This window comes from Clostridioides sp. LIBA-7678 (assembly GCF_056716065.1).
Genome location: NZ_CP196987.1, coordinates 769,179 through 792,309, shown reverse-complemented (window position 1 = coordinate 792,309; position 23,131 = coordinate 769,179). Strand labels below are relative to the sequence as shown.

The following is a 23,131-nucleotide window of genomic DNA, read 5'->3' as shown; positions in this document are numbered from 1 at the left end:
TACGATACTACTTTTTTATATGTAAAGCATCAGTTTTCGACATCCCTATATTTTACAGTTATACAAATTGCGTACTAAGTTCAATTTTATTCTTTTTATTTCAACATTTTATCGTATTACATTCTTTCCGGAGCGTGCATTCCCAACAGTTTCAGAGAATTTTCTAAAGTTTGTTTTGTAGCTAGAACTAATGCAAGTCTAGCTTTTCTAATTTCCAAATTTTCTACTAAAATTGGATTGTCATGATAAAATTTATTAAACGCTTGAGCCAAATCTAACATAAATCTAGTCACTATATGTGGTTCATTTTTCTTTAGAGCAAGTAAAATATTTTTATTAAATGATTCTATAACTCTAAGAACTTCTGCACTATCTTCATCAGCTAATAGACTATAATCTATATCAGAAGTTATTTCTTCTTCTGCTTTTCTTAAAACTGCACAACATCTAGCATGTGTATATTGAACATATGGTCCAGTCTCACCATCAAAGCTCAATGTTCTTTCCCATGAGAATGTGTAATCTTTAATTCTACTATTAGACAATTCTTGGAATACTACTGCACCAACACCTACTTGTTTAGATATTTCATCTACATTTTTGGCATTTGGATTTTTAGCTAGTATAATATCCTTAGTCTTATCTATAGCTTGATTTAAAGCATCTTCTAAAAATACTACTCTTCCTTTTCTAGTTGACATAGTCCCTTCTTCAAGAGCCACCATACCAAACCCAACATGAACTAAATCTTTTGCCCAATCGTATCCCATAAGCTCAATTACTTTAAACCATTGTTGGAAATGTAAGTTTTGTTGAGAACCAACTACATATATACACTTGTCAAAATTATAAGTTTCTTTTCTATATATTGCAGCAGCTAAATCTCTTGTCATATATAATGTTGAACCATCATTCTTAGTAATAAGTGCTGGTGGCATTTTATATTCTTCTAAATCAACAATCTTTGCACCTTTAGACTCTATTAGAAGATTTTTCTCTTCTAATAACTCAATAACTTTACCCATCTTATCAGAATAGAAACTTTCCCCTGCCAAAGAATCAAATTCTATATCTAAAAGTTTATACACTCTATTAAATTCTTTTAAACTCTCATCTCTAAACCATTGCCACAATTCTTTTGCTTCTTCATCACCATTTTCTAATTTAGTAAACCACGCTCTTGCTTCATCTTCCATTTCTGGATATTGTTCAGCTTCATCGTGGAATCTTACATATAATTTTAGTAATTCTGGAATTGGATTAGATTCTACTACTTCCTTTTCTCCCCACTTTTTAAAGGCCACTATTAACTTACCAAATTGAGTTCCATAGTCACCTAAATGATTTATTCTTATAGTCTTGTATCCTTGTGAGTCATATATCTTATATAAGGCATTACCTATCACTGTAGTTCTTATATGTCCTATATGGAAAGGTTTTGCTATATTTGGAGAAGAATACTCAACTATTACAGTTTTATCTTTACCAAAATCACTATGACCATAATTTTCTTTTTCCTCTAATACTTTTTTGATTACAGTTTCTGCCAATTGAGACTTATTTACAAAAAAGTTTACATATCCGCCTAATTGTATCACCTTTGTTATCTCTCCACTTGGCTCTATACTTTCTGCCAATTCATTTGCTATCATGTTTGGAGCTTTTCTAAACACTTTAGCTAATTTAAAGCATGGAAAAGCATAGTCACCCATGTCCTTGTTTGGTGGAACTTCTATAAGTGCCTCTATCTCTTCTTTCGATAAATCTTCTATTTTTTCTTTAAGGCAATTTGATATTGCTACCTTGAAATCTTGCATCTTGTTGCTCCTCTCTACATTGTACCTGGTTTATATTGTGCTTATCTCTTTATGTTAAATCAAATTTCGTGTTTTTTCAAGTATTTCATTATGTGATAAAGTACTTTAAAAATTGTACCTTTTATACAAATTCTGCATACATTAAAAATACTATTTTTACATGCAATTTTTTATTCCTGTATTGGTTTTCTACAAATCTTTTTCACTTTTAACTTTTATGCCTTCTTCCTCAAGTAGTTTTGCTGTGACACCTTTTCCTGAAATTTTTTTACCAGAAAAACTTCCATCATAAATTAAATTACATCCACAAGATGGACTACCTTCTTTTAATATTGCTTCGCTACATACATATAATTTTGCTATTTTTAAGGTCTCTTTAGCACCCTTTACGAAGTTTTCTGTCACATCCTTATTATCTTTGGTAATTACCTTATTATCGACTATTTCAGCAGGTGGTCTTGGTGTAGATAGACCACCTAACTGTTCTGGGCATACAAGTGTAAATTCTTTGTCTTTTAAATATTCCTTAACTTTTTCATTTTCATTATTATCGCCACTATATTTACAATTTATTCCTATTAAACATGCAGATACTAATATCATAAAAATGTGCTCCCATACAAATTATTTTAGTTTAACAATTGTTACTCCTGCTCCACCTTCTCCATATTGACCACCTCTTTGTGATTTTACATGTCTATTCCTTCTTAATACATCTTGTAGTCCTGCTTTTAGTACTCCTGTACCAATTCCATGTATTACTGTTACAGATTCCAATCCTGCCACATATGCATCGTCAAGATATTTTTCAACTTCCATTATAGCTTCTTCTAGATTTAACCCTCTAAGGTCAACTTCATTTTTTATATTACCAGATTTTGACCTTATTATATTTCTTGTTGATTTAGTTACATTTGTTGAAACATCCTTGCGAGTTTTTTGTAAAGATTTAAAAGGTAGGGTCATCTTCATTATACCAATTTGCACTACTGCTTCTTTTCTCTTTTTATCCACTGACACTACACTACCATTTTGGTTTAGAGTTATTACCTTGACTTCTTCTCCTGGCTTTAGGTCTTTTATCTCTTTATTTGAAACCTTTGGAACTATCATGCTTTTTACTGTTGGTTGAAGACTTCCCATAGAACTAGTCAATTCTTTTCTAAGTTCTTCTATCTTACGATTCTTTTCTTTTGAAGCTCTTTCCTGTTCAAGATTTCTAAGTTCCTTTATTATAATGTCTACTTCTTCTTTAGCTTGTCTTATAATTGAAAACGCTTCTGACTTAGCTTTTTCAACCATCTTATCTCTTTGGCTAATCAATTTTTCAAGCTTTTCATCATATTCTACCTTTAGTCTTTCAATCTCTTCTTTTAATCTTTCCGCTTCTTCTCTGTCTTCTACTGCTTTGATTCTATTCTTTTCAACATTCTGTAATACATCTTCTAAAGCTATGTTATCTGTATTTATATATTCTTTAGCACGTGAAATTACATAGTCACTTAGTCCAAGTTTTCTAGAAATCTCAAAAGCATTCGATTTTCCTGGAACACCTATAAGTAGTTTATATGTTGGACTTAATGTTTCTATATCAAATTCAACTGCTGCATTTTCTACACCAGATTTAGTAAGAGCATAGTTTTTAAGCTCACTATAGTGAGTGGTTGCTATACATTTAGCTCCTACAGAATTTATATCTTCTAATACTGCTATTGCAAGGGCAGCTCCTTCAACAGGGTCTGTCCCTGCTCCTAATTCGTCAAATATAACTAAAGAGTCTGCTGTTACGTTTTGTAGTATTGATACTATATTCGTCATATGAGATGAAAATGTCGATAGACTCTGCTCAATACTTTGTTCATCTCCTATATCTGCAAATACATTATCATATACACACATACTACTTCCATAATCAGCAGGTATATGAAGTCCACTTTGTGTCATAAGTGCAAATAGACCCACAGTTTTTATTGTAACAGTCTTACCACCTGTGTTTGGACCTGTTATTACTAATGTATGGAAGTCTCTTCCTAAATAAATTGTATTTGCTACTACTTTTTTCTTATCTAACAAAGGATGTCTTCCATTTTTTATATTTAAATATTTATCCTCATTTAAAGTTGGTTCTATACCTCTCATTTGTATCGAAAGTTTTCCTTTTGAAAATGCAAAATCCAATCTTCCTAGTATCTCCTGATTAGAAATTAAGTGTTCACTCACTTCTCCAACCATAGCAGAAAGCTCCGATAAAATTCTTTCTATCTCTTCTTGTTCTCCTAATTTCAACTGTCTCAATTCATTGTTCATTTCTACTATAGTCATTGGCTCTATAAAAAGTGTCGCACCAGAAGATGACTGGTCATGTACTATGCCAGCAACTTGCGACCTATATTCAGCTTTTACAGGCACTACAAATCTATCACCTCTTAGAGAAATTATGGCATCTTGTAAGTATTTTTGATAAGTAGTTGAACTTATTATTGAATTTAGTTTTGACCTAATGGATTGATTTTTCTGAGATATTCTTCTTCTGATATCTCTAAGTGTACTTGAGGCATTGTCAGATATCTCTACTTCACTAATTATCGCATTGTATATCTGGTCTTCTATGTCTTTATACACATATAGAGAATTTGATAGAGATTGTATTATTGGATAATTGAAATCTTCTTCATCACTGCTAGATAGACTATTTTTCAATCTCCTAGCTACTCTTAGAGTATCTGCTATCATAATTAGACTTCCTGGGTCAAGAGATGCTCCTATATACGCTCTCTTTACTTTGTCTTCTATATCATGGATACCTTCCAAACCTACTGAACCTCTCTTTATAATAATTGATTGAGCTTCACTAGTTTCTTCTAGCATAGATTTTACTTCTATAAAATCAGTATTTGGGACTAAACTTTCTATATATTTTAGACCTAAAGAAGATGAGGCTTTCTTCTTTAATAAGTCTATTATTTTATTGTATTCTAGAACTCTTAACGATTTCTCATTCATTTTCTATATTCACCATCCTCGATATTTTAACTTTTTTATTTAATTTTAAAAATGTATGTTTTCAAGCATTTCCAATAAAAACTGCAAGTTTTATTTCTTTTTCATTTCTAAAATTATTATATTTTTTCTCTTTTAGATATATTTTACACATATTTTGTATTATACTATGTATGTAGCTATCTATATATTATACATAAACATGCTTTATTTGTAATATAATCTGTTAAAAAATCTTCTTTAATATTTTTAAAGTAGTTTGTTTTAGCATGTTTTTAAAGAATAGCTACTTATATAGATAAACTAAGGAGGAACATAAGTCATGGGAAACGTATTAGAAGGATTAAAACCAGAAAATGTTTTTAAAAACTTTGAGAAAATATCTCAAATTCCTAGAGGTTCTGGAAATGAAAAAGGTATAAGTGATTATTTACTTAACTTTGGTAAAGATTTAGGTCTTGAAACTATTCAAGATGAAAGCTTAAACATAATAATAAGAAAGCCTGCTACAAAAGGATATGAGAATTGTCCAGGCGTAGTTCTTCAAGGACACATGGACATGGTTTGTGAAAAAGAAAAGAATGTTGAACATGATTTTCTTAAAGACCCTATAAAATTAAGAATCGATGGTGACATGATATATGCTACTGGAACTACTTTAGGAGCTGACAATGGTATAGCTGTTGCTATGGGTATGGCTATATTAGAAGACAACACTTTAGAACATCCAGCATTAGAAGTTTTAGTTACTGTTAATGAAGAAGATGGTATGAATGGTGCTGATGCATTAGACCCTAGCTTAATTAAAGGTCAATATATCCTAAATATGGACTCCGAGGAGGAAGGATACTTATTAGTTAGTTGTGCTGGTGGTAAAACTTGTGTTGTTAGTTTACCTGTTGAATACAAAGAAGTTGAAGCTGACAAGCAAGGTTTATTAGTTGAAGTTACTGGACTATTAGGTGGACACTCTGGTATGGAAATTGTTTTACAAAGAGCAAATGCTAATAAAGCAATAGCTAGAGTATTAAGCGTATTAGATGTTGACTATGATTTAGCTTCTGTTGATGGTGGAACTAAGCACAATGCTATACCTCGTGAAGCTAAGTGTGTAATAGCTGTTAATAAAGCTGATGTTGAAGTTGCTAAAAAACAAATAAATGAAATTTTAACTGCATTTAAACATGAGTTCACTACTTCTGACCCTGGTATGACTTATTCAGTAGCTGAAACTTCTGTAGAAAAAGTTCTTGCTAAAGATTGTAAAGAAAAAGTTGTTCAAATGTCAAGTTTAACTCCTCATGGTGTTCAATCTGTAAGCCTTGATATAGAAGGATTAGTTGAAAGTTCTACTAATTTCGCTATAATTGAAACTAAAGAATCTACTATTGAATTCTTAACTTCTGTTAGAAGTTCTGTTATGTCTATTAGAGATGAGATAGCTGATAGAATAAGACTTTTAGCTCAAGCTTTAGGTGCTGATTATGGTCTTACTTCTCAATATCCAGCTTGGGAGTTCAAAAAAGGTTCTAAATTAGAAAAAATATGTAGTGAAACTTATGAAAAATTAACTGGTAAAGTTCCTACTGTTATGGCTCTACACGCTGGTCTTGAGTGTGGATTATTACTTGATAAACTTCCTCATGCTGAAGCTATATCTATAGGACCAGATATGTTTGATGTTCATACTCCAAATGAACATGTTAGTATCCCTTCTATAGCTAATGTTTGGGATTATGTTATAGAAATATTAAAATCTATGAACCAATATTAAATCTAAAGTTTATTTGGATTGAGTCTTGGATACAATTATAGATTATAAATAAATCTATATTACACTTAGTCTATAAATTAACATTATAAAAGTTTATAGGAATAAAGCCTAATGATGCATTTTTATATTTGTCATTAGGCTTTATTATTTTACTATATATTTTTATTTGATAGATTTTTTTCTTTAAACTTATGTAATTCTCTACAATCAAGATATTAAATTATACTACTTAATATCTTGTACATATGTAGATTAACTCCATTCATTTTCTGGTAAACACATACTTATATGTTCTTTCATTATATAGATTATATAAAATGTATATAAAAAATTTTCCTATTCAGTAATTTTAAATCGATTTCTACCTTGCTTCTTCGAATTATAAAGTGCATCATCTGCCATTTTGTATATCTCATCATATGTATGTCCTTGCTTTGATATTACACCGCCCATACTTACAGATATACTATTACCATTTGGTAATTTAATGCCATGGATTTTATCATATAAAATATTACACTTTTCTATAAGACTTCCCATATCCTTTACATTTTTAACATATATGCTAAATTCGTCACCCCCTAGGCGACCTACTATGTCACATTCATCAAAACATTTAACAAGAACATTTGCAACTGCAATCAGCATCTTATCTCCAACAAGATGACCATAAGTATCATTTATATCTTTAAAATAGTCAATATCTAAGATAAGTAAAGCTCCCCTTTCATTATGAGATAAATCATCTAAACTTTTTGTAGCCATATCCCTTATAGAAGCAGCATTAAAAATATTTGTTAAACTATCTCTTTGAGCTTTATCTAACAGCCTCATTTTTTCCTCTTTTTCACAATCAATATTATGTAATTTGCCTATTGAATACACAGGAACATTCTTTTCATTATGAATTATCTTTGATGTAATTCTAACCCAATGAAACTCTCCATCAGGACAAACACAATACATTTCTGTTGAACCATTTTCTTGTTCCCTAATCAACTTAAAAAATTGTTCCCTATACTCTTTTTCAATTTCATTTTCATGTTCATCCTTACTATGACTTAAACCATTAAAAACATTAACTCCATTTTCCTGCATAGCAATCGTAATTTTATCTGCTTGATAATCATATTCAAAGAAATACTCACTTGCCATCTCATATACTTCAGTATGTTTTTTAAGTTCTAAAGAAATTCTCTGATTCATACTTGTACGAGTACGAAGACTCCAAGCCATAATTATAATAATACATAATGATATACTAGAGACTATAAGAATAGTTTGAATTGGATTTTCCTGCATAATTTGAACTAGAGAAAAATCTGATATATATGTAGTGTTATTATAAATAATTGATTGCATCTCTTCAGTCTGTATACTAATTACAGCCTTATTTAATATACTAAACAATTCCTGTTCATTCTGTTTAGCTACACCAAAACAGAAGAGATGTTGTTCGTAGTTTTGTTGAATTAAACGAACATACTTATACTTAGGTTGATTTACATAATACTGTATGGAATAACCTTCACCATATGTATAATCTGCTTTTCCACTATTCACAGCATCAATACATTCTTCTAGTGTATCATACCAAATTATATTTTTAGCAGAATAACCTTTATAAGAAGTACCTTTTTCAAGAGCTAAACGTTTATTTTCTAAGCTATCTTCGTTTACCTTATTGTTAATCATCATCATATACTGTGTAGAAATAAATGGCCGAGTCATAGCTACATGCTGTTTACGTGCCTTTTCATAATCGTAGGTCATGCCTGCTACAATATCAACCTTAGAATTTTTTATCATACTTTCTAAATCCTTCTGAGATTCTACAGGCACCATATCTAATTTCAAACCAGTCTTCTTTGCCAGGTAATTCAATAAATCTATTGAAATACCTTTTAATTTTCCTGTTTTATCATCTACATATTGAAATGGCGGATTGTTTAGTAAAACACCTGCTTTTAAAGTTTTTGTATTTTTAATGTACTCAGATTCTTTCTTAGATAAAATCATCTCCTTATTCTCTGGTGTAAAATATTTCTCATATAATGTAGGTGAAAAATAAGGGTCTGTTTGTTCAATGTTAGATATTGCTGAATTAAGCTTTTTAGATAATTCTGTATTGCCTTTGCTTGTAGCAAAATAGAATGGCTTAGGAGAAAACTTAGCTATTGTGCGCAAATCATCTCTAGGATTCATACTGACATTAAGCATTGCATCTGCTTTTCCATCCTTTAGAGCTTGTATTTGCTCTTCCATTGTTTTACAAGGTATTAATTCAGAGGATATTTGATTCATTTCACAATATCTATCTAGCTCTTTAATTTTACTAGTAGAATTTTCTATTACAGCAATACGCATGTTTCTTGTCACTTGTGAGCTTACACTGTCAATATCTGCATTATCATGAAGTACTTGTAATACTGTATTTACAGTTCCATAACTATATCCGACATAATCATATACTTTCTCTAATGGTTCATCATACAAAAAGGCACCCATTAAATCAATTTCACCATTTTTTAACATATCCATTAACTTAATAAGAGACTCATTTATATCTCCTTCAACTTGAACAAACTCATAGTTCCACCCAGTATATTGGGCAATTTCTTGTAAATATTCATAGGTATACCCAGAGTATCTACCTTTTTCATCTATCTCACTTAAACCTTTTTGAATGGGATAAGCAACACGTATGGTACGATTATCATTATTCATAGCATTACTCTTAAAGGGAAATATGCAGAAAGTGAATATGGACATAATTACAAAAACTAATGAAAGTAATTTTTTCAAATTCACTATAAAATCCTCCATATAATAATATTTACAGTATAGTATACTGTATAAATTCTTAGACTTGAAAAATAGATTAGTACAAAAAAGGACATAAAATTTTTGTAAAAATTTAACATCCTCATTCATACATAATATATTTTGATTATACTCTATTTACCTTGTGTTTACAATAAATTTGATGTATTAATTATATAGCATTATCTATTTTAATTTAGCATAGAACACAATCCGAGTACTACTTTATATCAAATTTAGCAACATTTCGATTTACAGTTCTCTTATATTTTACATTTGGATAGCCTAATATAAATGAAGTTATAACTGCTTCATTGTCATTCATTCCTAATATCTCTTTTATCTTTGGCTCTATATTTGATGCCATAACAAAGAATCCATTATAGCACATTCCTAATCCTTGAGAGTAAGCCATAAGCTCCATATTAGATGCAGCTAATCCTCCATCTACATATACACTTCCACCTAAAGAAATATCACCAACAACTACCATAAGTAATGGTGCATCGTAAAATAAAGAATCAATTCCCTTTTCTTTATATCCTTTATACATTCTCTTAAATGTGTTTTTGTATATAGAACGAACAGGGTCTTCATCATCAGTATTTAGTGCCATATTGTAAAGCCCTTCTATTGCCAATTCTTTTACTTCTTTTAATTTATCTTTTACCAATATGTATCTTAGAGGCTGTCTATTTCCACCTGTTGGCGTATATCTACCAGCTTCTACTATATTTCTTATTTTTTCTTCTTCTACTTCTATGTCTTTGTAGTCTCTTATACTTCTTCTAAATTTTATGAAATTCATTAAGTTTTCAGGTTCTAAGTCAAAAGTCTCATGATTGTATTCTAATACTTCACTCTTATCAAATCCCTGCATTTCTATAGAGTCTGTTGGGCAAATTGCCATACAGTGACCACAATTAATACAGAGAATATTTTTTACCTTTGCTTTATTTTCTCTAACTTTTATTGCATTTACAAGGCAGTCTGATTCACACAAGCCACAACCTACGCATGTTTCTAAATTTATGTCTATCATTCTAGATTTTTCCTCCATTTAAAAATTTTACTTTAGTATAAAGCAAATAGTTGTCTAAGTCAATTTTTATTTTTTTAACAATATTAACTCCAAATCAAGTCTAAATTGAAAATATGTATACAAATTAAGTTAAGAAATTTACACTATAATCTTCCAATTTTCCGTTATTGTATATTATCTTTGCACTAAAAACTTTATCAGTCTTAGCCCAATTCAAAAACAATCTGTCACCTTCCCACATATTTAAGTCAAATATTTTATCATTGTCTACCCAAATTAATTTTCCTTCTTTACAATCATCCAAATCTTTTTCGGATAAGTCACCTTCAAAATCATCTGAAAAATATAAGAACATGTACCAGTCCTCATCATTCTTAAACTTTGGAAAAGTTATCAATCCTTTATATGTTAGCGAGTTAAGAGTAAGCCCAGTTTCTTCTTTAACTTCTCTAATTACACAATCTTCAGGAGTCTCTCCTTGCTCAAACTTTCCTCCAACTCCTACATATTTACCTTCATGTATATCATCTTTCTTTTTATTTCTATATAACATTAAAGTCTTTCCATCTTTTTCTATATAACAAATAGTTGTAAGCTTCATACATCCCGCCTTACTTTCTTTTCCTATTTTTTATTCGTATATTATTGGTATTATTCATTTTCATTACTCTCAAGAACATCACTGATATTCTTCATTGCATTAAGAGAAAGCTCTGCAAATTCATCAAATGGAATCCCTATATCTTCTATACTTCTCATTGCATCTCTATTTACATTTGAAGCAAATCTTGTTTCTTTCATTCTTTTAATTACAGACTTTGTTTTTACACTAGTAAGCTTTTTATCTGGATAAACTAACGCTATAGCAGTTATAAAACCAGTTATAGGGTCTGCTGCATATATAGCTTTTTCCATTAGACTAGTTCTTGTAACTCCCATTCCATCATGATGACCAAGTATTGCTCTATACATCTCTTCATCACCAAAGTTTTCTTTTTTAAGCAGTTCCACTGTTGTTGTAGCATGTCCTTCACAGATTTCCCCTGGCTTTCTTCCAACTATATCTGAATCCAAATCATGTAAAAGGCCTGCAACTGCCCACTCTTCTTCTTTTTCTGGCTCTAATCTTTTAGCTAAGTCTCTCATAACTGCTTCAACAGCATAACAATGTTTTCTCATTCTATCAGTCTCTAAATACTTAAATAAAATTTCTAAAGCTTCTTCTCTCATTTTCATTATTCCCCCTATTTTTTCATGTATATGATATTTTTATATTTTAATACACATAAATTTAAGTTTATTTATATATTTATGTATATTTTTCATATTATATCTATTCTACACCTTTATAGTAGTGTCCTGCAACTGTTCCAATTTCATCCAATTTCTTATATAAATTAGTAGCCTTTTCTCCAAGTTTAAAATCATTACTCAAAACCTCAATATGGGCTTCAATAACCTTTTTAACCATATCACTATCTTCTACTGTAAAATCTATTCTAAACACATCTATTCCAATTTCATCTAACTCATATAAATTATCCAACATACAAGTTACCTTTGAATTGTAAATCGTACTTCTACAGAATATATCTTGTGTTATTCTATAACTTGCATCTGTAAAATCTCTTAAGGCATAGCTACTTTCCTTACATTTAGCAACTCTCTTGTCCTTTTTACAATCCCTAACAACAACTCCCATAGGGCAGTATTCCGTAATCATCATAGGAGTATATCCATATATTACTGCTTCAATTTCTACATCTGTATATTTTAAAGTTTGTTTGATTTCATTTAGATTTAATTCTTGTGATAAACAAACTGTACCTGCTCCCTCATCTTTGAAGTGATTTATACTTTCACTATTAAATGCATTTAAATAGCAATCTATATTTAAATCTTTTCCTATAAAATATTCCATAGAACCCCAGTTACCAATTTGAACCTTATTGATTCCTTTTATATTATCTAATGTTTCAAATTGCTTATATTCCTTATTTCTAATAATTCGTGGTACTGAATATATTAATCTACTTTCAGTATTTTCAACACTAGAACTCTTTTCACCAGAAGTATTTATGTTATTTATATTTGAAACTATTGATTCTTTAGAAATATTTGATACCATTTCTAAGGCTTTTGATAATGTATTTATATCTTCATAATAAATTAAATCCACATTGTACTTTAATACTGCTTCTAATTGCTCTAAATTCTTGACTTTAACTCTAATTTTAGGGACTGTATTAAGTTTTTTCTGTTTATTTACTCTGTCTGGTTGGTATTTTAATCTATTCTCCTTAAACTTTCTACCTTTTATTTTTATTCTTTCTTGGTCTAAAAGCTCAATGCAATCTCTTCTCATTTGATTTAGAACACTTATAGGCATACTTACACCTTCATCCAAATCAATTTCTATATCTTTTGATGTATAAGGAGTATTACCAAGCTTTTGGATTTGTGTCTCTATTTTCTCCTTGCTTAAAGCTACTTTTATAGCTTTTTCAACTATCTTTTCTCCCTCTACAATTGATGTATTCCCACAGAAATCACTTATAGAAAGCACAGGCTTTTTACCTAGTTTAATACTTGCTTTTGCTTTTATATTAGTTTTTATTAACTCCTTATCTTGTTGGAATGTAGCTTGTACTCTATCCATCAACTCACTATCTGAAGTTTTAAATATAAGCTGATTTCTCTTTGCTTCTCCAACAAAATCTAATTCTATCAAATCGCCTTTATGGGCTATTGTAGTTATATCTCCATCTTTTATTATCCTTCCAATAGTACCTCCACCTAGATTGATTCCATCACCTTTTTTAAGTGTGTTTTCTAATATGACTCTAAGCCTTTTGCTTCTTCTATTGTAATCTAAAACTTTTCCAACATATAGACCTTGATTATTGGGTCTATTGGAGTTCATTACATCCTTACCAACTTCACCTAGTATATATCCTTTTGTAAACTTTCTATTAAATATAGTATACAAATTATTTATTATTTCATCAGAAATACTTATTTTATTCTTATCTACAAATTCATTAATTGCTTCTCTATATCCTGAAACTACAGTAGCTACATATTCAGGCTTTTTCATTCTTCCTTCTATTTTTAGAGATAATACACCTGCTTCAATTATTTTATCTAATTCCTCTATAGTACTTAAATCTCTAGGACTCAACAAATAATCTCCATCACTCTTTACTACTTCACCTGTATTTATATCTATCAACTCATATTTTTGTCTACATGGTTGTGCACATCTACCCCTATTTCCAGACCTATTCCCTATCATACTACTCATAAGGCACTGACCTGAGTAACATACACATAAAGCCCCATGCACAAAGACCTCTATATCTACAGTCGTATTCTCACAAATCCATTTTATCTCATCCACATTTAATTCTCTTGCTAAAACAACTCTATCAAAGCCAACACTTTGAAGATACTTAACATCTTCTAATGAATGAGCTACCATTTGAGTACTTGCATGTAGTTCAAAATCAGGTAATAGTTTTTTTATAAGCCTTGCCATTCCTATATCTTGCACTATTAAAGCATCAATATCTATATCATATAAAAATTTTACATATTCTACAAAATCCTCTATTTCATACTGTTTTATCAATGTATTCACTGTGACAAAAACTTGTACTCCCCTTATATGAGAGTATTTAACAGCATCAATTAGCTCATTTCTATCAAAGTTGTTTGCAGATGCTCTTGCACTAAAGTCTTTACCACCTAAGTACACAGCATTTGCTCCATTTTGTACTGCTGCTTTTAATGAATCAAAAGAGCCAACTGGTGCAAGTAATTCTATTTTTTTCATATTTTTCTCCTCTATTTATACTTATTAGATTAATATAATTATCTATAACACACACACTTACAATATACTATTTACCATATACAGTATATCAAATAATAACTCATTTTTTATCAATTTACACTAAGTTAGTTTTCGTTAAATGAATCATCCTTATTGATAAACATAACTCCAAAGACTACTGCCAAAATAAAGAAACATACTAGGATTGACTTTTCCACAAAAATCTTTGTAAAAAAAGTTCCTAAAATAGCCCCAGATATAAAGAATACAATAATTGCATAGTACTGCAAACTCTTTTTTATCATAAAAACATTCTTGGTCTGTATATAATGAAATAATGTTTCTGTAGCGCTTCTTAAATTTCCAGTACACATTGTAGTTGCAAAACTGTTTCCATTTACTTTTCTAAAACTCTCTACCTGCATTGAACAAATAAAAGATATAGCAACATTTACAAACATATTGAATCGTCCTCTAGGTACAAAAGAAACTACAAGTATTGTAATCATTTCAATTATAATGATAACTTGACGCCAATGAATCTTAGAGTTATCTTTAAAGTACTTTCTTATCTTCTCTGCTATAAATACACCTAACATAAATGCCAAAATAGGAATCAAGTAATAAAAAGATTTTTTTATATTCCCTTCTGCTATATTAAGCCCTAATAAAACTATGTTTCCAGTCTGTGCATTAGCAAAGACCTTTCCTCTTACTACATAAGTATAAATATCTAAAAATCCTCCTGTTATTGCCAATAAAGAACATAAGAAGAATGATTCAGACATCTGGCTCTGGCTTGTCATATATAAAACATCTCACTTTCTAATGATAGATACCAAATCAAAATTATTTTAGATACTATTTTTTATTAATATTAAAAAAACTTTTATCTGTATAAATATTCGTATTTATACATTAAAAGAAGCTGTCTCAACAAACAATAGAGACAGCAAATCTTTTAATTTTATTTCACATTTTTTTCATCATTATTTAACCCTGTACATTTTAGCTGTAAATCATAAGCTTTGTTTTGAAACTCAGAAGCTAAATTCTCAGCTATTGTAGCTCTCTCATTTGCCTCTTCAAGTTGAGCACTTAGTTCCTCAATCTTGCTTTTATAAGCATCTAACTCGGCTCTAGAACCTTCTGTCGTATTACTAAGTTCGAATATTTCTTGCTTTTTATTTTCTATAATATCAATTAACTCTTTCATCTTAGCCTCAGTTTCACGACTTTCTGCTTCTTTTTCTGCTATTGTAAGCTTTAGAGACTTGATTTCTAATTGAAGTTCTTCATTAGATGCCCCAACTTTTTTACTCAATTCTTCATTAGCTTTAATCAACTTTTCATTCTCATCTGAACATTCAAATAAAAGGTCTGATATATTTAATGCAGTTAGTATCGCAGCAACTGATAAGCTTAATTTCGGGTTTTGACGTGTTATTTTATCCATTTCTTTGTCAACAAAATCAGCAATACTAATCATAAACTTCTCTGACTTATCTCCAACCATTGGATATTCAGCGCCATGGATTTTAACCATTACTTTGTTCATCCTAACCTCCCCGACATTAGTTGTTAATTTGATCTTAAGTTAGCATTCAATTTTTCGCTTAATTCACTTAATATCTTATCATGCACCTTAGCCACATCTTCGTCTGTTAGAGTTTTATCCTTACTTCTATAAGTTATTGAATATGCAATTGACTTGTATCCAGCCTCTATTTGAGAACCTTTGTAAACGTCAAATAACTTGTAACTTTCTACTAATCCTTGACCATTTTCCTTTATTATATCTTCTATTTGTTTTACAAATACATCCTCTTTAACAATAAGAGCTATATCTCTTGATGTAGATGGATATTTTGGTAATGGTACATAATTCTTTGTTCTATCAGAATTATCAAATACAAAGTCAATATCTATTTCAGCGACATAAACTCTTTGACCTAGATTGTAATTTTCTATAACATCTGGATGCAATTCACCTAATGTACCTACATATTTATTATTATACACTATTTTAGCACATCTACCAGGGTGGAAGGTAGTATTATTATCTTGAGGTTCAATTTCATATCCTTCAAATCCTACATTTACAAGTATTGTTTCTATAGCACCTTTTAATGCAAAGAAATCAACATCTTTACCATACATACCTACACACATTCTATTTTCTTCTTTAGGTAACTCTGAATCTTGTGGTATGAATATATGTCCACACTCAAATGCATATACTTCTTCTATTTTATGAGATACATTAGTTGATAAAACATCTAACATGTTTGGTATTAAAGTAGTTCTCATTACAGAAGTTTCTTCTCCTAATGGGTTAAGTAATTTAACAAAGTTTCTCTTAGCATTACCTTCTGGTACTCTTATCTTATCTACTCCCTTAGGGCTTACAAATGAATATGTTAATATTTCGTTTAATCCTACAGCAGTTGAATTATCTTTTAAAGAGTCCATAAATTTTTGTTTTGAAGTTTTGATTCCTGCTGTTGTATTTCCTTCTAATTGTACAGAAGGTATGTTTTCAAATCCATAAATTCTAGCTATTTCTTCCCATACATCAGCTTCTTGCTCCATATCTGTTCTAAAACTTGGTACATCTATTTCTAATTTATCATTAGCTATTAAATTACATTTAAATTCTAATGATTCTAAAATTCCCACAAACTGTTCCATTGGTACATCTACACCTAGAAGATGATTAATTCTTTGAGGATTTACTACCAATTTTTTAGGCTCTGGTTTATTTGGATATACATCTACAACACCTTTTAAAACTTTACCTGCTCCTAACATCTCAACAAGTTGTACAGCTCTATTTGCTGCTATCTCTGCAATATTAGGGTCTAAATCTTTTTCATTTCTTGAAGATGCTTCTGATCTAATTCCAACTTTTTTAGCTGTCATTCTTATGTTTTCTGGTTTGAAATTAGCACTCTCGAAAAGTACAGTTTTTGTACTGTTAGTTATTTCTGAGTTAGCTCCACCCATTACACCAGCTATACCAAGCGATTTTTCTCCATTTGTTATAACTAGCACATCTTTATCTAAAGTTCTTTCAACATCATCTAATGTTACAAGTTTTTCTCCATCTTTAGCAGTTCTTACTACTATTCTTCCAGTCTCTACTTGATTTATATCAAAAGCATGAAGTGGTTGACCAAGCTCTAACATTACGAAGTTTGTTATATCAACTATGTTACTTATAGGTCTTACACCTGCTTCTGTAAGTCTTCTTTGCATCCAATATGGAGAAGGTTCTATTTTTACATCAGTAACCATTCTAGCAAAATATCTTCTACATAAGTCTGGATTGTCTATTTCAACTTTGAAGTCTATCTCTTCATCACTTTCTTTTACTTCAATTTCAGGATATTTTACTTTTGTTCCTATAGTTGCAGCTGCTTCTCTAGCTATACCTATCATACATTTGCAGTCAGGTCTATTTGAAGTTAATTCAAAATCTATTAAAGCATCTTTTAATCCTAAAACATCTTTTATATCTTTTCCCAATTCATATGAATCTTCGTGGTCTAAAATATATATACCACCTCTTTTGTACTCTTCAATGTAATGTTCATCTATGCCTAATTCAGCTGCTGAACACATCATACCATCTGATAATTCACCTCTGAAGTCAGTTTGTTTGATTTCAACTCCTCCAGGTAATTTAGAACCATTTACAGCTACTGGAATATAATCTCCTTCTGATATATTTGTAGCTCCTGTAACTATTTGAACAACTTTATCTCCAATATCTACCTTAGTTATAACTAACTTATCAGCATTTGGATGTTGTTTTATTTCTAAAATCTTTCCAACCAATATATTTTCTATCTCTTCACCATAATAATCTATTGTTTCAACTTTAGTTCCTGTCATTGTCATTTTATCAGCGAACTCTTTTATATCCATGTCTATATCAACATAGTCTCTAAGCCATTTTAAAGATACTAACATCTACATACCCTCCTAATTAAAATTGATTTAAGAATCTCATATCATTTTCGAATAATAATCTAATATCATCTATTTCATATTTAAGCATTGCAAGTCTTTCAACCCCAACTCCAAATGCAAATCCACTGTAAACCTCTGGGTCTATTCCACAATTTCTAAGAACATTTGGATGAACCATACCTGAACCTAATATTTCTATCCAACCTTCATACTTACACATTGGGCAACCTTTACCGCCACATTTGAAACAAGTAACATCAACTTCTGCACTTGGCTCTGTAAATGGGAAGTTGTGAGGTCTAAACTTCGTTTTGATATCAGAACCAAACAATTTTTCAACGAAGATATCCATAGTTCCTTTAAATTCTGCCATAGTAACATCTTTCCCAACAACAAGCCCTTCTATTTGATGGAACATTGGTGAATGTGTTGCATCTGGCGAATCTGATCTAAAGCATCTACCTGGTGCAATTACTTTTATTGGTAACTCTTGACTTCTCATAGTTCTTACTTGAACTGGAGATGTTTGAGTTCTAAGTAATACACCATCATTGATATAGAATGTATCACTCATATCTCTTGATGGATGGTCTTTAGGAGCATTTAAAGCATCAAAGTTATTATCAACAGTCTCAACTTCTGGCCCTTCTGCTACAGAGAATCCCATTCCAATAAATATGTCTGTTACTTCATCTATGATTTGAGTTATTGGATGTCTCTTTCCAACCTTTAGAATTTTTCCTGGTTGAGTAACATCTATTACTTCTTCTTTTAATTTTCTTTCTTTTTCAATAGCATTTAATTCTTCTTTCTTAGAATTTATGCTAAGTTCAATATTCTCTCTTACATCATTAGCAACCTTACCAACTACTGGTCTTTCTTCAGCAGATAATTTTCCCATCTCTTTAAGTATGGCAGTTATCTCACCTTTTTTTCCTAAGTACTTAACTCTTAAACTTTCTACACTTTCTATGCTTTGTGCCTCTTTTATTTCAGCTAAAGCTGCTTCACGTAAAGCAAGTAATTTTTCTTGCACACATATCACCCTTTCGTTTTTTTGTATAAAAAAAGCCCCTCAATCCCTGTCTAGGGACGAAAGGCTATAGTTTCGCGGTACCACCCTAGTAGTTTAACAATTAAAAAATCATCAAACCACCTCTAACAAACTTAACGCGTTTTTCACGTCAAAGCCTACTATCAAGTTTCAGCTCTGTTACTCCAGAGGGAACTTCTCCTGACCTCTTAGAAAACACTCCCAGCCTAGGTGTTTATCTCTTTACTAAGTTTAATCAAAATACTTTCCTCTTTCATTGTATCTACAATATTATATTGTTTATTTTAGTATTATATCATTTCCATTCAAATTATGTGACTATTTTTAATATACATCTAATACATAATTAATTCAATTATTTTTTTAAATATATTGACTATTTTTGATACTCTACTATTTAATTCAAGATTATAACATGACATTATATTTATTACAATACATTAAATCAAGTATTTTTTTATTTCATACATCAATATAGCAGAGCTTATTGCTGCATTTAACGACTCAGCTTTACCATATATAGGTATCTTAACCAAAATATCAGACTTTGATACAAGTTCTTCATTTATTCCATTAGCTTCATTTCCTATCACCAAAGCAACTTTTGAACCATAATCTATTTTATCATAAAAATTATCTGTATTTAGATAGCTTGAAACTATATTAAAACCCAATGATTTAAGCATGTCCACAGTATCATCTTGAGAGGCATTAATTATATTCATATCAAAAATAGAGCCCATAGTCGACCTAATTACCTTTGGATTATATATATCAACACATCCCTTTAGTGCTATTATGGCATCCACTCCAGCAGAATCAGCAGTTCTTATTATAGTTCCCATATTTCCTGGGTCCTGTATTCTGTCCAAAATCAACACAAATTTATCTTTGTTATTTATATTTTCTTTTAAATTTTTTTCTTTAAATGAAACCACACCTATTATACCTTGGGTGTTTTCTGTATCTATAAGTTCCTTAAAGTTTTTATTACTAGTCTTATATATCTTTGTGTTTTTTTTATCTAAATCTTCTAATAGTTCCACATGTTCCTTCTTATTTTCAAAGTCATCATTGATAAATACATAATCAAGACTTGCCCCACATTCAAGTGCAAGTACTACTATTCTATATCCTTCTATTATGAACTTCGATTCTTTATTTCTGTTTTTTGACTTCAATAGTGCTTTTGTATACTTTAACTTTTCATTATCCTTACTGCTTATATTCGTAATCATTTTATCTAAATGCTAAACTTATCTTAGCACAACCTCCTTACTTTACTTTTAATTAAAATCCTACTCTTCCAAATCCTACTTTTGATTAAATAAAAATAGTATCATATAACTATTCATAATTATATGATACTATCTACTTTTATTGCAATTAAATATATATTAAATAATAAATTATCTTCTTCTAATTATCCCCTTATTTCCAGATGTTATGGCTGTTATACTAGTATTTTGACCAATTATAACTAGAATACTTCCAGCTGTAAGTTCTTCATCTGGAGAAGGTGTAACATTTATATTTTTACCTGTTTTTATAGCAAGTACAGTTATCTCATATCTAGCTCTTAATTCAAGCTCTACTAAAGTCTTACCAACCCAACCATTTGGAGTTACGATTTCAACAATTGAGTACTCTGGGTCAAGCTCTATATGGTCTAATATGTTATCAGAAACTAAATTGTGTGCAACTCTTACTCCCATATCTCTTTCTGGGAATACAACTCTATCTGCACCAATTTTATAAAGCACTTTAGCTTGTAATTCATCCTTTGCCTTGCATATTATCAGCTCTACACCCATTTCTTTAGCTATAAGAGTCGCCATTATAGATGCTCTTATATCAGAACCTATTGCAACTACTGCCACATCAAAGTTACCTAAACCTAATGATCTTAATGCTTGTTCATCAGTAACATCTACTATAAGTGAGTGAGTTACCTTATCAGATACACTTTGAACGGAATCTTCATTTTTGTCTATTGCCATTACTTGATGTCCTAAAAGATGCATAGTAGATGCAACAGAACTTCCAAATCTCCCACACCCAATGACTATATATTGCTTCATCTCGAAACTTCCTCCCTAATACACAATTTGTATAATATCATTTAAATTACTTGTTATGCATATAAATTTTATATATAACGTATAAATTTTATATATACATATATTAATTTAATTTTAATTTACTATTTTTATTTATGTTTTAATTATTAATCAAACTTATTTGTTCACACTACTATATCTAATTCCATTACTTTACTAATAAATTTATATTTTAACCAACCATAATCTTACCTTCTGCATATCTGACTGGTTGGCTCTTTCTTCTACCTCCAGAAAGTATTGCCATAAATAAAGTAAGAGAACCAACTCTACCCATAAACATAAAGATTATTATTATAATCTTTCCTAAAGCATTTAGGTTTGGACTTCCAGCTAAACTTGAACCTACTGTAGCAAGTGCTGATGTAACCTCAAATGCTGATTGAACTAATGTAAAATTAGGCTGAGTTATTGAAATAATCAAAGTTCCAAAAATAACTGCTGATATACTAATTACAAATATACCCAGAGATTTTTTTATAGTTGCTGGAGCTAATCTTCTTTCAAAGGCTTCTATATCTGATTTTCCTGATAGAAAACTTCTAACAGTAATTATCAAAACAGCCAGTGTTGTAGTTTTTATACCTCCACCAGTAGATGCAGGTGATGCTCCAATAAACATCAAAATTATCATTATAAATATACTACTTTCTTGTAAAGTAGCTAAATCAAGTGTATTAAATCCAGCAGTTCTTGCCGTTACTGATTGAAATATTGCTGATAATACTTTTCCCTTTAGAGGCAAGTCCGCCATAGTGGCTTTTTGATTAAATTCTATAATAAAAATGAATAATGCACCTACTATAATAAGTGTCGCAGTTGAAAATAAGACAACTTTAGAATGCACATTTAATTTTGATAATCTTCTTTTTCTTACAATATCAAGCACGACTGGGAATCCTAGCCCCCCAAACACTATAAGTGTAGAAATAGTCATTGATATTGTGAAGTTATTTACATATGAATTTAGTGATGTAAATGGTCCACTTACACTTCCCATCAAATCAAATCCGGCATTACAAAATGCTGATATTGCGTGAAATACACTATACCATATTCCTCTAGATAAACCAAATTGTGGAATAAAGACAGTTGATAAAATCAATGCACCTATTCCTTCTATTGTTATGGTTATTATTAATACAAATCTTGTAAGTTTTACAAGACCTGACAAATCAGCTTGATTCAGTGATTCTTGTATTAATAACCTTTCTCTTAGTTGTATTTTTTTTCGTGCCATAAGTGAAAACATTGTGGCTACAGTCATAAATCCAAGTCCACCAATTTGTATCAACGTTATTATAACTATCTGTCCAAATAAACTCCAATAAGTTGCCGTATCTACCATAACTAGACCAGTGACACAAACCGCTGAGGTAGCCGTAAATAGAGCATTCAATAACCCTATACTTTCTCTACTCTGCGACGCTATCGGGAGTGTCAACAACAATGCTCCAATTACAATAATCGCTGCAAACCCAGATACCATTATTTGAGTAGGTCGCATTCCATCTGCGTAGAGAATAAGTCTTCTAACTATTGTTTTCAACTTTCTTTATACCTCCTTAACATAAAATCACTACTGTTAAGACCCTTAATTTGTTTATTTTTAGAGCTTTCCTCTAAATTATTATTCTATTATAGTATAAATATTGTATAAAGACAATGATATGAATCTTTATAATTCTTGT

Annotated in this window: 16 protein-coding genes and 1 other annotated feature; of the genes, 1 reads left to right on the top strand and 15 read right to left on the bottom strand. The window is 30.3% G+C overall.

Annotation, left to right across the window (positions count from 1 at the left end):
- Window positions 1-116: 116 nt before the first annotated feature.
- The 3 genes from argS to ACTG46_RS03955 all read right to left on the bottom strand — a co-directional run bounded on the left by argS (window position 117) and on the right by ACTG46_RS03955 (window position 4,820).
- Entirely contained in the window at window positions 117-1,817 is a 1,701-nt protein-coding gene (gene argS / locus ACTG46_RS03965) for an arginine--tRNA ligase (protein WP_074179173.1), read from the bottom strand.
- 189 nt (window positions 1,818-2,006) lie between these two features.
- Window positions 2,007-2,420: a 2-thiouracil desulfurase family protein gene (locus ACTG46_RS03960; RefSeq protein WP_054269242.1), complete on the bottom strand. Its 414-nt coding sequence runs from the start codon at window positions 2,418-2,420 to the stop codon at window positions 2,007-2,009.
- A 21-nt stretch (window positions 2,421-2,441) separates the two neighbouring features.
- Window positions 2,442-4,820 (bottom strand): endonuclease MutS2, encoded by a 2,379-nt coding sequence (locus tag ACTG46_RS03955; RefSeq protein ID WP_054269241.1) that lies wholly within the window; start codon window positions 4,818-4,820, stop codon window positions 2,442-2,444.
- Between the two features lie 319 nt (window positions 4,821-5,139).
- On the opposite strand from ACTG46_RS03955, the gene ACTG46_RS03950 reads away from it, so the two are divergent.
- Complete coding sequence (locus tag ACTG46_RS03950) at window positions 5,140-6,591, top strand: aminoacyl-histidine dipeptidase (RefSeq protein WP_074179172.1); 1,452 nt, start codon at window positions 5,140-5,142, stop codon at window positions 6,589-6,591.
- A gap of 336 nt (window positions 6,592-6,927) precedes the next feature.
- Here ACTG46_RS03950 and ACTG46_RS03945 read toward each other — a convergent pair whose 3' ends face one another.
- From ACTG46_RS03945 to ACTG46_RS03890, 12 genes are all read right to left on the bottom strand, one after another.
- Window positions 6,928-9,402 (bottom strand): diguanylate cyclase domain-containing protein, encoded by a 2,475-nt coding sequence (locus ACTG46_RS03945; protein WP_479923658.1) that lies wholly within the window; start codon window positions 9,400-9,402, stop codon window positions 6,928-6,930.
- Between the two features lie 232 nt (window positions 9,403-9,634).
- Window positions 9,635-10,456 (bottom strand): nitroreductase family protein, encoded by an 822-nt coding sequence (locus ACTG46_RS03940; protein WP_479923657.1) that lies wholly within the window; start codon window positions 10,454-10,456, stop codon window positions 9,635-9,637.
- Between the two features lie 124 nt (window positions 10,457-10,580).
- Window positions 10,581-11,057: an NUDIX hydrolase gene (locus ACTG46_RS03935; protein WP_479923656.1), complete on the bottom strand. Its 477-nt coding sequence runs from the start codon at window positions 11,055-11,057 to the stop codon at window positions 10,581-10,583.
- Between the two features lie 50 nt (window positions 11,058-11,107).
- Entirely contained in the window at window positions 11,108-11,686 is a 579-nt protein-coding gene (locus tag ACTG46_RS03930) for an HD domain-containing protein (protein WP_074179169.1), read from the bottom strand.
- A gap of 103 nt (window positions 11,687-11,789) precedes the next feature.
- Window positions 11,790-14,291, bottom strand: a complete 2,502-nt coding sequence (locus ACTG46_RS03925; RefSeq protein ID WP_479923655.1) for a U32 family peptidase — start codon at window positions 14,289-14,291, stop codon at window positions 11,790-11,792.
- A 125-nt stretch (window positions 14,292-14,416) separates the two neighbouring features.
- Window positions 14,417-15,097, bottom strand: a complete 681-nt coding sequence (locus ACTG46_RS03920; RefSeq protein WP_054269235.1) for a YoaK family protein — start codon at window positions 15,095-15,097, stop codon at window positions 14,417-14,419.
- Window positions 15,098-15,258: 161 nt separating this feature from the next.
- A complete protein-coding gene (locus ACTG46_RS03915) occupies window positions 15,259-15,849 on the bottom strand; it encodes a cell division protein ZapA (protein WP_070442131.1) in 591 nt (196 codons plus the stop codon).
- Between the two features lie 23 nt (window positions 15,850-15,872).
- Window positions 15,873-18,266, bottom strand: coding sequence for a phenylalanine--tRNA ligase subunit beta (gene pheT / locus ACTG46_RS03910; RefSeq protein WP_479923654.1), 2,394 nt, complete (start codon window positions 18,264-18,266; stop codon window positions 15,873-15,875).
- Window positions 18,267-18,282: 16 nt separating this feature from the next.
- Window positions 18,283-19,302 carry a phenylalanine--tRNA ligase subunit alpha gene (pheS, locus tag ACTG46_RS03905; protein WP_054276039.1) on the bottom strand — a complete coding sequence of 340 codons (1,020 nt, stop codon included), beginning with the start codon at window positions 19,300-19,302 and terminating at the stop codon, window positions 18,283-18,285.
- 49 nt (window positions 19,303-19,351) lie between these two features.
- Window positions 19,352-19,586, bottom strand: a binding site (T-box leader).
- A gap of 174 nt (window positions 19,587-19,760) precedes the next feature.
- Window positions 19,761-20,558, bottom strand: coding sequence for a TrmH family RNA methyltransferase (locus ACTG46_RS03900; protein WP_054276038.1), 798 nt, complete (start codon window positions 20,556-20,558; stop codon window positions 19,761-19,763).
- A 171-nt stretch (window positions 20,559-20,729) separates the two neighbouring features.
- Window positions 20,730-21,401 carry a potassium channel family protein gene (locus ACTG46_RS03895; protein WP_054269231.1) on the bottom strand — a complete coding sequence of 224 codons (672 nt, stop codon included), beginning with the start codon at window positions 21,399-21,401 and terminating at the stop codon, window positions 20,730-20,732.
- Between the two features lie 211 nt (window positions 21,402-21,612).
- Window positions 21,613-22,989: a TrkH family potassium uptake protein gene (locus ACTG46_RS03890; RefSeq protein ID WP_054269230.1), complete on the bottom strand. Its 1,377-nt coding sequence runs from the start codon at window positions 22,987-22,989 to the stop codon at window positions 21,613-21,615.
- Window positions 22,990-23,131 lie beyond the last annotated feature (142 nt).